The following is an 11,963-nucleotide window of genomic DNA, read 5'->3' on the forward strand; positions in this document are numbered from 1 at the left end:
ACTCCAGTCAAAGGTAGGCAAGGGTGGAGGAGGGCAGGTTTTTCCAGGCCATCACTGCAGTAATGGCTTGCCAAGGGGTCAGGCGTGGGTCGCACAGGCTTTTGTAATGGCTGGCCACCTGGCTCAGGCCGGCGGCATCGGAGGCGCACTCGCTGACGTCATCAGGGGTGGTTTCCAGGTGCAGGCCGGCAGCCACGCCACCGGCCGAGGTCACGGCATGTTTGAAGGCGGTGATTTCCTCGGTGATGGTCTGCACCATGCGGGTCTTGTTGCCGCAGGGCGCGACGATGGTGTTGCCGTGCATCGGGTCGCTGAGCCAGATGATCTTGTGCCCGGCGTGGCGCACCGCTTCAACCAGTGGCGGCAGGCGATCAGCGACTTTGTGGGCGCCCATGCGCGCAATCAGGGTCAGGCGGCCGGGCTCGCGCCGTGGGTCCAGGCGCTCGCACAGGCTCAATAACTGGTCCTGGGTGATGTCCGGGCCGACCTTGCAGGCCACCGGGTTGAGCACTTCGCTGAGCAGTGCCACGTGAGCACCCGTCAACTGACGGGTACGCTCGCCGATCCACGGCCAGTGGGTTGAGCCGAGAAACACCCGGCCCTGTTCGTCCTTGCGCACTTGCGGCAATTCGTAGTCGAGCACCAGCATTTCGTGGCTGGTCCAGGCGGGAGAGCCGCTGAGCTGTTCCTTGCTGGCGGGTTCTTTCCAGCCCAGGTGTTGCATGATGTCCTGGGCCGCGCGATAGCCTCGTACCAGGCGTTGTGCATCATGCTGGCGATGGTTGCAGACCGCTTCGCGGCCGTTGACCATGTCACCGCGGTACACCGGCAACTCGACATCGCCGATGCGCTCGCTGTTGTTGGAACGCGGCTTGGCGAACTGCCCGGCAATCCGCCCGACGCGCACCACCGGTTGCTGGGTCACCAGCCGGAACGCACCGGCCAGGATGTCCAGCACCGCGGCCTTGCGGGCCACGTGGCTGGGAGCACTTTCATCCATGTCCTCGGCGCAGTCTCCGGACTGGATGATCATCGCTTCGCCCGCCGCCACCCTGGCCAAGGTGGCACGCAGTACCAGGATGTCTTCGACGCGAATCAGTGATGCGCTGTCCCTGAGGTAGGCCTGCGCGTCATGCAATTGTGAGGGCTCGCTCCATTGAGGCTGCTGGAACGCTTCACAACTTAGAACCCGTTTCAGTAAGTCTTCCATGATGCGATTACTCTCCCAAAGGATTAAGTAGGAATGCCTTCACGCTTGATCTGCGGCACGGGGATGCCCAAGGCGCGCAGTTGTTGAAAGACGTTCATGAACTCGCGATTGCGTTTTACTTTGCCGTCCTCCAGCTCGAAGGAGTGCAGGAAGTGGTTCTCGTAATACCCTTCGGGATAACCTGGAAAGAGGATCTTGCCGTGGCCATCGCACTCGACCCAAAAATGGTTGGGGTCGTCGGTTTCAAATACGTTGACGTTGTACCATTCCCAATCCGGGAAGCACTTGAGTGACCAAACAGCATGTTCGGCCAACTTGGTTTTGCCACTGATTACAATCGGCGCGCCGGTGTCTGTGGTCCACAAGCCACCCGAACCGTCCTCGGTAAACAGTTCATGGCGGCGCAGGCGATCCTGGCCATGGGTGCGCATATATTGCTCGACCGTGGCGCGGTTCTTGCGGCGAAGTTCGCTGCTGTCGTGAGCGGTTAGTTGTCGCGCTGCATGAGTAGGCATGTTCACTCTCCAATAATGAAAGGGTTTATGAGGCGGGGATACCTTCACGCTTGATGCTTGGCACCGGAATGCCCAAGGCGCGCAGTTGTTCGAAGGGGTTCATGAATTCACGGTTCTGCTTGATCTTGCCGTTGTCCAATTCGAAAGAATGGATGTAATGGTTTTCGCAATAACCTTCCGGATAGCCAGGAACCAGGGTTTTGCCACGGCCATCACTTTCGACCCAGAAGTGGTTGGGGTTGTCGGTTTCAAACACCCGCACGTTGTGAAACTGCCAGTCTGGGAAGCACTGCTCCAGCCACACGCCAAGGGCGGCAAGTTTCGCGTGGCCCTTGAATACCAGGGGTTCACCGGTTTCGGTGTTCCACGAACCGCCGCTGCCATCCGGGGTGAACAGTTCATGCCGACGCAGGCGATCTTTGCCATGAGTGCGCATGTACTGTTCCACGGTGGCGCGGTTTTTTCGGCGAAGTTCAAGCTGATCATTAAAGCCACTGGCGCAAAGCGAAACCGACATGAGCCATGTTCTCCTTAGTTTGATTAATGTTTTTGAAAATCAAGTAAATATTTAGTTAATAACGCACGTCAGCATTGACAGGCTTTAACTGTGGAGGGTGAGAGCGTGCTGAGGCGTGTTGTTTATACACCTGCACTTCTCGCGGCAGGAACTACCAGATCTTGTAGCGGCGGGTGCGTGAACGGGTTGGATGCAAATCCATCGGAGGGTGTGTTGCACTATTATGAATCAATCAGCTCGTTCGTCGGCCAAACCGTACCGATGGCCCGCTAACATCGCCAGGCTATCAATGGCCTATGGCTAGTTAGTTCGTTAGGCACAATAAACCCTTCGCTATTGCGAAGCGGTCTATAACCTTCGAACGATGTGTATTGACATGAGTTCAGGTTCGTCTAGTCTCACGACTCGTTTCCAACTCGAGTGGTGTTCAAATGGAATTAGGACAGCTGTTGGGATGGGATGCTTATTTTTACAGTATCTTTGCGCAAACTATGAACATGCAGGAATTTACGGCTGTTGCATTGAGGGCCTTACGTGAACTGCAGTTTGATTTTTTCGCCTATGGCATGTGCAGCGCAACGCCGTTCATGCGGCCCAAAACGTATATGTACAGCAATTATCCCAAGGATTGGATAGCGCGATACCAGGCAGCGAACTACGCGGCGATTGACCCCACGGTGAAACACAGCAAAGTCTCGTCCGCCCCCATTTTGTGGAGCAATGCGCTATTCAAGGGGTGCCCTGAGCTGTGGTCTGAGGCCAACGATTCGAGTCTGTGCCATGGCCTGGCGCAACCCTCGTTCAACACCCAGGGCCGGGTAGGGGTGTTGAGCATCGCACGCAAGGACAACGTCATCAGCCCTCAGGAGTTCGAAGCCTTGAAGCCAGTGGCCAAAGCGTTTGCCGCGGCGGCCCACCAGAAAATTTCTGAACTGGAGAATGACGTTCGTGTGTTCAACACGGATGTCGAGTTCAGCGAACGGGAGTGTGATGTGCTGCGCTGGACCGCGGACGGCAAAACCTCCGAGGAAATTGGCGTGATCATGGGCGTGTGCACCGACACCGTGAATTACCATCACCGCAACATCCAACGCAAAATCGGCGCCAGCAACCGTGTGCAGGCGGTGTCTTACGCGGTGGCGCTGGGGTATATCTGAGGTTCATCGACTGCTGCCGAGCCATCCCAAAAGGATGACTCGGCCGGTATCAAGCGGTGTCTTTCAACAGTGCGCCGGGCATGAAGGCTGAAGGCGGGCGGACGCCCCGGTGGTGTTCACGGTGAGCCGAGAGTTTGATCGCGAGGATTTTTTCGTCCTGGTGCACGGTGACCGGTCCCAGTCGTTCGTAGTTGACCCCGTTGATTTTGTAATAGCGCTCCATCGTGCTGTTGACGATGCCGACAATAAAATCGGCGCCTGCCAGGCTGGCGGTCTTCAGGCTTCTCCAGAACAACGGCATGGCCAATTGCGGCTCGCGGGTGGTGAAGCGTGTCATTTCCCAGATGACAGGATCCTTGGGCGGCGTGCCAGCGCAGGTATGGCTGAAAACACCCTCCAGCAGATTGGGGAATGGGGTGGGTATCAGACGCGCGCAGCCGACAATGGCGCGGTGCTCGCTGAACGCCAAGAGGTAGCGCGCATGCTCGGTGTCGTACTGATCCCATTCACAACCCGCCTGGTGCGGATGGCCAGGCAGCCGCCAGCCGAGTTTCTCGACAAATTGCTCGTGCCGAAAGCGGCCTAGCTTAAGTTTGAGCTCGTCGCTCATTGCGCTCAGCGTGTGCTCTTCCATGTGCATGGCCCGGAGCTCCTTGGGGGTGGGGGTGAGTGCGGTTTTTATAGAGGACTTGCACAGGCTTGGCACCTACAAGATCTTGTAGGTGGCGTTGGCATGCGGTTCGCAGATTTGATTCTTCGGTCAATTTTTTGTAACAGCTTGTTTGCGGCTGACGCATAAACCTATAAAGTTAACCTTTCGGTCAGCTTTGCACTGCCACGTATAGCCTTTTGTTCCGGCAAAAGCGCTTCTGCCAGACCCGAGATCCCCAGAACATAACCATAAGGGCGGACCTATAACCGCCCAGAGGATGATCCATGTCCAACCGTGATATTTCCCGGCGCTCGTTCCTTCAGGGCGGGCTGGTGGCGGGTGTGAGCGTGACGCTTACACCGCTCAGCACCCAGGCGCTGGCTGCGTTGATGGAAAACAGCGTGACCGTGCCGTCCGAGCAATGGCTCGGCAACAATGGCAAGGCGCGCTCGCGTAACGACGCCTTGTCCAAGGTCTGCGGCAGCAAAGTCTTTGCCCGCGACATCCGTTCCAAGGACATGCCGGGCTGGCCGCAGCAACAGGGCCACGCCATGTTGTTGAAAACCACCAAGGCCGATCGCATCTACGCCGGCTACGATCTGTCGTGGCTTGGCGCCGACCTGCAACCTGACCGCATCGTGACGGCCGCCGACCTGGACAAAGACGGCATCGTCTTCCCGGAAGAGCACGCGCCGGATCCGCTGTTGCCCGAAGGCCAGGTGCCAATGTTCATCGGTCACCCGGTGGCGATCCTGATCTGGAACGACTTCGAGCGGTTCCGCCAGGCCAAGGCCAAGCTCAAATTCAATGACAAAGCGATCCGTTACGGCGCCCAAGCGCCGTTCTACGAACGTGACCCGTATGGCAGCTTCCGCTATGTACGCGTTGGCGGTGCGACCTCGGCGGACGAAGATGAATTCGCCAGCCTCAAGGATTCGATCCTGTTCCCGATGCTGAAAAACCGTCGTCCGGTGTGGAATTCCCAGCCGGACCTGCACGGCAACCTCACCGAGCGCGGGCTGTTTTACGCCGACCGGATGAAGCAGCAAATCGACACGCCGCCCGACCACTGGCTGGTGTTTGACGAGCGCTACAAAACCCCGTCGATTGAGCCGGCCGCGATGGAACCGGACAACGGCAACGGCTGGTACGACCCGGCCACCAAGACTTTGCACTTTGTCGTCGCCACCCAGTGCCCGCTGGAAGCGGCCACCGAAACCGCGAAGATGATCGCGCCATCGCGCTTCGGCCTGGCGAATCTGCACATGCACCCGGGCTACACCGTCGGTTACGGCTCCAAGGACCACAACATTTTTGTCTACTACGCGGCCCTCGCCGCGTTGTACGGCGCGGGTGTGCCGGTGCGCCTGGCCAACGACCGCTATGAGCAGTTCCAGAGCGGCATCAAGCGTCACCCGTTCGACATCCGCTACCAATTGGCGGTGGACAAAAACGATCACAGTTTCCAGATTTTCCGCGCCGAGATGAACGTCGATGGCGGCGGGCGCATCAACTACAGCCCTTCGGTGGCGGCGGTTGGCGCCACGGCAGCGCAGTCGATCTACTACATGCCGCAGAACGACCTGCAGGTCACGGCCTACCATTCCCGCGCGGTTGAAGCGGGCTCGATGCGCGGTTACGGCACCCTGCAAAGCATGGCGTCGACCGAGATGATGGTCGACGAAATCGCCGGCCGTCTCGGCATCGACGCCATCGACCTGCGCAAGAAAAACGCCATGCTGTCGGGCATGAAAAACACCCAGGGCGCGGTGCCGGCCGGCGCATTGCGCTTGCACGAGATTCTCGACAAGGCAGCTGTCCATGACGTCTGGAAAAATCGCAACCTGATCAAAAAGACACGCGAAGCCGGTGACCCGGATCATTGGTATGGCGTCGGTTTTGCCATCTGCCAAAAAGACTTCGGCACCGGTTCCGAGGCGCCGATGGCCAGCATCGAATTCACCGCTGAAGGGCACGTGACGTTGCGCCATATCGGCATTGAAATCGGCACCGGCATGTCCACCTCGCAAGCCCTGGTGGTGGCCGATTTCATCGGCATTCCGGCCACGCAAGTGAAGACCGGCGAAACCGAATGGAAAGAGTTGCAACTGACCACGGGCGGCAACCCGTACACCATGAGCCAGGCAGAACAGGATGGTTTTTTGCGCAACCCGCGTTGGGTCGGCAAACTGGCGTCGGCCTCGTCGGCGACCAACTCCGCGTACTACTTCAGCCACGCCACTCGTGAAGCCTCGCGGGTGCTGTTCAACCACGGCTTGTGGCCGGCAGCGTTGCAGATCTGGGGCCAAGGCCCTTACGGCGGCCAGGCCAACCCATACGTGGTGCGCCGCGAAGATGCGCACTGGGTCGACGGCAAACTCACCGCCAACGGCATGCAGCCGCTGAGTTTTGAGCAATTGGCCAGGTACGCGCACGAAAAGGGCCTGGTGACCGGCGCTACCGTGCACGGTTTCAACCGCTGGAGCTGGGCCGAGGCCGAGTACAGCATCGACGGCGTGCGCGAGCGTCTGCCCCTGGATGCTTTGGCGGTGAAGTACGGCGACGGCGCACCAAAGGCGAAACTGGCACAGATGACCAGCAACGGTTTCCATCTGCTGGATCGCCAGAACGTCCACTACCCGGACACCCAGTTGAATAACGCGGCGGTGACTTACTACAGCCCGGTTGCGACGCTGGTGGAGTTGAAAGTGAACAAGGGCTCCGCCGAAGTGCAAGTGCTCAACCACCACTCGTGGGTCGAGTGCGGTCGGGTGCTGGTGGAAGAGTTGGTCAAGGGGCAGCTCGAAGGCGGGATCGCCATGGGCATCGGCCATGCGTTGATGGAAGAGATGCCGCTGTACGAAGGCGGGCCGGGGGAGGGTGACTGGAATTTCAACCGTTACCGCTTGCCGATGGCCCGACACGTTGCCGTGTGGAACCAGACGGCTGAAATCCTGCCGCCGTTGTCGCCGAGCGACCCGTCCAAGGGCATCGCAGAAGTGGTGATGATCCCGATCGTCGGCGCTATCGGTAACGCCGTGGCCCACGCCATCGGCAAACGTGTCCGCGACCTGCCTATCACTTCTGCGCGCATCAAGGAGGCCCTCAATGGCTAACCGTCCGTTTCAACTGACCCTCAACGGTCAATCCGTCGGCCCGGTGGACATCCCTGATGACCTGCCGATGATCGACTACCTGCACGAATACAAAAACCTCACCGGTTCGCGGCTCGGCTGCGGCCAGGGCATCTGCCACGCCTGCGTGGTGATCGTCGACAACCCGGACGGCACCAGCGAAGAAGTGCGCACCTGCATCACCGGCGCCCACTATTTCGAAGGCAAAAAAGTGCGGACCATCGAGGGGCACGCGACCCGCGACGAGCAGGGCAACGTCACTCAACTGAACCCGATCCAGCAGCGTTTCGTCGACGAATTCGCCTTCCAGTGCAGCTATTGCGCGCCGGGTTTCGTCAATGCCGCGACCCTACTGGTCGAGAAGCTGCAGCGTCAGCCCATCGCTAAAAGCCAGCTGGAAAAAGTCATCGAGGACAGCCTCGGTCATCACATCTGCCGCTGCACCGGCTACGTGCGTTACTACAACGCGACCCGCAACGTGCTGACCGATCTCGGTCTGGTCAAGGAGGGTTAAGCATGAAGCATCTACTTTCCCGCCTGGCATTGGCGGTTGGTCTGGCTGCGCCGGCGTTGTTGGCGCACGCGGACGATCAAGTGAAACGCGGCGAATACCTTGCCCGCGCCGCTGACTGCATGGCCTGCCACACCGCACCGGGCGGCGCGCCGTTTGCGGGCGGCCTGCCGATTGTGTCGCCGTTCGGCACCATCTACGGCACCAACATCACCCCGAGCAAAGCGCACGGCATTGGTGTGTACAACGATGACGAATTCTTCGCCGCGCTGACCGAAGGCAAACGCCGCGATGGTGCGAACCTGTACCCGGCAATGCCGTACACCTCATATCACCTGATGCCGCGCGCAGATTCGGACGCGATCCATGCGTACCTGAAAACCATCGAGCCCATCGAGCGTGCTGCGCCTGTCACTCGCCTGAGTTTCCCGTTCAACGTGCGCCTGGGCTTGATGGGCTGGAACCTGCTCTACGGCAAAGACGTGAAACTCGCGCCGGACGAGGGCAAAAGCGACACCTTCAAGCGGGGTGAATACATGGTCGAAGTGCTCGGGCACTGCGGCGAATGCCACACCCCACGCGGGTTGCCCGGCGCCATGCAGCAGGACAAACGCCTGACTGGCGGCCTGCTCAACGGCTACTTGGCACCGAGCCTGTTGGCCACTGACCTGGCCGCTCGCGGCTGGAATCAACAAGACCTGAGCACCTTCCTCAAGCACGGTATGAGCGCCCAGGGCACGATGTTCAACGAGATGTTCCCGGTGTTCCACAACAGCACCCAGGGCCTCAGTGACCCGGACCTGGCGGCGATGGCCACCTACCTGCTCGGCGATCCAGCCCCGGCCGCCAAAGTGCTGAGCGAGGTGCCACTCGACAACATGAGCCCAAGCGCCCAACGCGGTCGTCAGGATTACCTGAACGTGTGCGCCGGTTGCCACGCGCCGAACGGCGAGGGCAAGCCGCACATCGCGGTGGCCATGCGCGGCAACACCACGTTGCGCCTGGAAGATCCGCGCAACCTGTTGCGGGTGATCGAAGACGGCATCGGCGAGCAGACATTCACCGGCTTTGAACGCATGCAACCGATGCCCGGCTTTGCCGACAAGCTCAATCCGGCACAGCTGACCGATCTGCTCAATTATCTGCGCCAGGGTTGGGGCGGTCAGTCGAGTGAGCTGGCGGTCAGCGACGTGCAGAAGCTTCAGGCCGATGCACCACCGGCCGAGCACAAGGCGCACTGACATGCAGCATCTGGATCTGCAAGTCATTCGCCGGGCGCTGGAATGGTCGACGGCCGGCCAGCCGGTTTGGCTGTGCACGGTGCTCGCCACCTACGGCTCGGCGCCCCGTGCGCCGGGCTCGTTGCTGGCAGTGAACGTGAGCGGGCAATGGATCGGCTCGCTGTCGGGTGGCTGCGTTGAGGAAGACTTTCTTGAGCGGGTGGCCGAAGGCGCTTTTGAGCAGGCGGTCAACGTCGTTCGTTACGGTGAAGGCGAGGACCCGCGCTCGCGCGTGAGCCTGCCGTGTGGCGGCGTGCTCGATGTGCTGGTGGAGAAGCTTGCGCCGGACTGCGCGGTTCAGGCCCATCTGCGCGAGCTGGAGTGCGCGTTGCTGGGCCAGCGCCGACTAATCCGCGAAGTCGACCTGGCCAGCGGTGCGCGCCGCGTGTGTGCAGACAGCGAGCAGGGCGCGCGCATCGAGCGCGAGATCGACCGGGTCCGTGTGCGGGTCGGCGCGGCGCAGCGTTTGCTGCTGGCGGGCTATTCCAGTGTCGCCCAGGCCTGCGCCGAGTTTGCCGTGGGCCTGGGGTTTGAGGTGATTCTGTGCGACCCACGCGACGAGGTGCTCGAAGGCGTGGTGCTGCACAACGTCGAGATCCGCCGCCAGCTGCCGTCGGTGTTCATCGCTGACGGCGGCTGCCACAGCGACACCGCAGTGGTGGCGTTGACTCATGATCCGCGTATTGATGATCTGGCGATGATGGAGGCGGTGCGCACCGACGCGTTTTACATCGGTGTAATGGGGTCGATGCGCACGTCACAAAAGCGCTTCGAGCGCTTGCGGCGAATTGGCGGGTTGGACGAGGCCCAATTGGCGCGCATCCATGCGCCGATCGGTTTAAACCTGGGCAGCAAGACTCCGGCGGAAATCGCGTTGGCGGTGCTGGCCGATATTCTTCGTACGCGCAGCGGCATCGCGCGGGATCGACTCTGACCCGCCTGTGATCGGCGCTTTCAAAGGTATCGGCGCGGTGATTGCCAGGCAATGGGCCCAGGATGGCGCCAGCGTGATCGTTAACGACGCCAGCAGCCATGAGGTTGCCGACCGCGCATTACCTGGGCTTGCCTGGTAACAGCCTGTGCAATTGAGCCAGTTGAGCTTCCAGGCTGGCAACTTGCGCCTCAAGTTCGCGCACGCGTTCGCTGGCCGCGACTTCGGCGCTGACGTCCTTCTGGATGCCGATGTAATAGGTGAGCTGATCCGCCTGGTTAAATACGGGAGTAATCGATAGCTCATTCCAGAAGGCACTGCCGTCCTTACGGTAGTTGCGAATGATCTGCCGGCAGGGCTGATGCGACTTTATCGCCTCGCGGATCACGACCAAACCCGCCTGGTCTCGGTCGTCACCCTGCAGGAAGCGGCAGTCCTGGTAGAGCGTTTCGTCAGCGTTATAGCCCGTAAGGCGCATAAAGGCGGGGTTGGCGTAGATCAGGATATGCTCATCGCCTTCCTGCTCCGCAATGACAATGCCATCTTCCGAGGTTTCAACCATCAGTTTCAGCAGTTCTGCGTCGATCATCTTCAGAGCCCCGGCGAATTTCACATCATTCTAGGACAACTTGAGGGTCAAGCGCGTTTCGGAATAATTGAACGTATCCCTGTGATGGACCGAAGCATGGCCGACGACTCGCTGTGAAGGTGCGTTTTACAGCGTCTCTTTTTATGGGCGCCGCAGACGAGGTGCTCATAAAAAGTGGAACTCCGACTCTTCACCACCGGTCAACTTTTCTGTCCACATCCCCTGGCTGCGATGGTGTTGAACGTGGCGCCATCGCAGTGGGCTTATTTAAGCGTCCCACTGACACGAAGGTTGATGAATATGAAGAGTGAACAGGTAGAAGGTGTTGCAGAGAAACTGGCCGGCAAGGCGCAGAGCGCGGTCGGGAAGCTGATGGGTGATTCGAAGCTGGAAGCTGAAGGCGCCGGACGTCAAGCTGCGGGCCATCTGACCCAAACCTATGGCGATGCACTCGACAGCGTGTCTACGTTCGTCAAGGAAAAACCGGTTGCTGCACTGGCCATTGGCGCAGTAGCCCTGCTTGTGCTCGACCGTCTTTTGCGCCGCTAAGCCGCAAGGAGAGGGCTTGTGTCGCTTTCCCTCGCACTGCCCAGGGCGTCTACCTCGACAGTGCGAGGACCTAAGCCTGTAGATCTGCTTATTGGTAAGGCACAGCGCGATGGACACGCCAGGCACGCTGGATCAACTGGCTAGCACCGACCCTAGGTCAATCAAAGAATTATGGCTCGGCGGGACGCATACCCATCTCGCCAAGGCGTCAAACGTGACGGCTAAAGCATTGGCGTGAATCGATCAAGGAACCGATCTGTTTATGCCCATTAATGCTGGGTCGAACACATGCAATGATGCCGCCGTTGCCTCCACCGCATCCGGGAATGCCCATGTTCGAACATCTCGACCTCAACGCGCTGATTGCCGTCTACGGCTACTGGGTCATCTTCGTGGGCTGCCTGCTGGAAGGCGAAACAGTTTTGCTCCTCGGCGGTATGGCTGCACACCAGGGCACTCTGCAATGGCTGTATGTGATCGGCTGGGCCACCCTGGGCGGCATACTCGGCGATCAGTTACTGTTCTGGACCGGACGTTATTCCGGGAGCCGCCTGCTGCCCAAACTCAAGCGTCACCAGTCTGCCATCCAACGGGTGGAGCGCCTTATCCATCGCTACCCCATGACGTCTGTATTCGCTGTGCGCTTTCTCTACGGAATGCGCTTAGTGGGGCCTATGGTGATAGGTGCAAGCGGTCTGGCCCCTTGGCGTTTCGCGCTGATTAATGTGCTGAGTGCGGCGATCTGGGCCACCCTGTTCGTCAGCGCCGGCTATTGGGCTGGCGAAGCATTGCAGCATTTCTTTGGCGACCTGCGACCGTATCGCCTGCCGATCTTCATCGGGGTGGTAGCCCTTGTGAGCCTTGCGGCGCTGGTGCGGTATTTGCGCAGCCGAACCAAGGCGTTGCAACGCTGAGGCA

The 11,963-nt window shown here is 59.9% G+C and carries 13 protein-coding genes; 8 read left to right on the plus strand and 5 right to left on the minus strand.

Annotated elements, in window-relative coordinates; genetic code table 11:
- Positions 1–7: 7 nt before the first annotated feature.
- Genes C4J83_RS15005 through C4J83_RS15015 form a run of 3 tightly spaced genes read right to left on the minus strand, consistent with a single transcriptional unit; the run spans position 8 to position 2,242 of the window.
- Positions 8–1,210, minus strand: a complete 1,203-nt coding sequence (locus C4J83_RS15005) for a 3-deoxy-7-phosphoheptulonate synthase (protein ID WP_119740466.1) — start codon at positions 1,208–1,210, stop codon at positions 8–10.
- A 23-nt stretch (positions 1,211–1,233) separates the two neighbouring features.
- A complete protein-coding gene (locus tag C4J83_RS15010; protein WP_124417463.1) occupies positions 1,234–1,725 on the minus strand; it encodes a PhzA/PhzB family protein in 492 nt (163 codons plus the stop codon).
- Between the two features lie 25 nt (positions 1,726–1,750).
- The gene (locus C4J83_RS15015; protein WP_106580349.1) at positions 1,751–2,242 is read right to left on the minus strand and encodes a PhzA/PhzB family protein; all 492 of its coding nucleotides are present in this window, start codon (positions 2,240–2,242) and stop codon (positions 1,751–1,753) included.
- Positions 2,243–2,739: 497 nt separating this feature from the next.
- Here C4J83_RS15015 and C4J83_RS15020 point away from each other — a divergent pair, with 497 nt between their 5' ends.
- Positions 2,740–3,399 carry an autoinducer binding domain-containing protein gene (locus C4J83_RS15020; protein WP_256660692.1) on the plus strand — a complete coding sequence of 220 codons (660 nt, stop codon included), beginning with the start codon at positions 2,740–2,742 and terminating at the stop codon, positions 3,397–3,399.
- A 49-nt stretch (positions 3,400–3,448) separates the two neighbouring features.
- Here the strand turns inward: C4J83_RS15020 and C4J83_RS15025 are convergent, their stop codons facing one another.
- On the minus strand, positions 3,449–4,039 hold the full coding sequence (locus C4J83_RS15025; RefSeq protein WP_124418873.1) for an acyl-homoserine-lactone synthase: 591 nt from the start codon (positions 4,037–4,039) through the stop codon (positions 3,449–3,451).
- 296 nt (positions 4,040–4,335) lie between these two features.
- Between C4J83_RS15025 and C4J83_RS15030 the strand changes: the two genes are divergently transcribed.
- The 5 genes from C4J83_RS15030 to C4J83_RS30755 are packed head-to-tail and all read left to right on the plus strand — an operon-like array spanning position 4,336 to position 10,049.
- Entirely contained in the window at positions 4,336–7,167 is a 2,832-nt protein-coding gene (locus C4J83_RS15030) for a xanthine dehydrogenase family protein molybdopterin-binding subunit (protein ID WP_124417465.1), read from the plus strand.
- A complete protein-coding gene (locus C4J83_RS15035) occupies positions 7,160–7,699 on the plus strand; it encodes a (2Fe-2S)-binding protein (protein ID WP_119740456.1) in 540 nt (179 codons plus the stop codon). The genes C4J83_RS15030 and C4J83_RS15035 overlap by 8 nt, the downstream gene beginning before the upstream one ends.
- A 2-nt stretch (positions 7,700–7,701) precedes the next feature.
- Positions 7,702–8,937 carry a c-type cytochrome gene (locus C4J83_RS15040; protein WP_124417466.1) on the plus strand — a complete coding sequence of 412 codons (1,236 nt, stop codon included), beginning with the start codon at positions 7,702–7,704 and terminating at the stop codon, positions 8,935–8,937.
- A gap of 1 nt (position 8,938) precedes the next feature.
- Positions 8,939–9,910 carry an XdhC family protein gene (locus tag C4J83_RS15045; RefSeq protein WP_106580343.1) on the plus strand — a complete coding sequence of 324 codons (972 nt, stop codon included), beginning with the start codon at positions 8,939–8,941 and terminating at the stop codon, positions 9,908–9,910.
- A gap of 7 nt (positions 9,911–9,917) precedes the next feature.
- Positions 9,918–10,049: a hypothetical protein gene (locus C4J83_RS30755; RefSeq protein ID WP_256660685.1), complete on the plus strand. Its 132-nt coding sequence runs from the start codon at positions 9,918–9,920 to the stop codon at positions 10,047–10,049.
- Here the strand turns inward: C4J83_RS30755 and C4J83_RS15050 are convergent.
- Positions 10,029–10,496, minus strand: coding sequence for a PAS domain-containing protein (locus C4J83_RS15050; protein WP_106580342.1), 468 nt, complete (start codon positions 10,494–10,496; stop codon positions 10,029–10,031). The two genes, C4J83_RS30755 and C4J83_RS15050, sit on opposite strands and share 21 nt — an antisense overlap.
- Before the next feature lie 300 nt (positions 10,497–10,796).
- On the opposite strand from C4J83_RS15050, the gene C4J83_RS15055 reads away from it, so the two are divergent.
- Positions 10,797–11,045, plus strand: coding sequence for a CsbD family protein (locus tag C4J83_RS15055; protein ID WP_119740452.1), 249 nt, complete (start codon positions 10,797–10,799; stop codon positions 11,043–11,045).
- A 332-nt stretch (positions 11,046–11,377) separates the two neighbouring features.
- On the plus strand, positions 11,378–11,959 hold the full coding sequence (locus C4J83_RS15060) for a DedA family protein (protein ID WP_124417467.1): 582 nt from the start codon (positions 11,378–11,380) through the stop codon (positions 11,957–11,959).
- Positions 11,960–11,963 lie beyond the last annotated feature (4 nt).

This window comes from Pseudomonas sp. LBUM920, from assembly GCF_003852315.1.
Taxonomy (GTDB): Bacteria; Pseudomonadota; Gammaproteobacteria; order Pseudomonadales; family Pseudomonadaceae; genus Aquipseudomonas.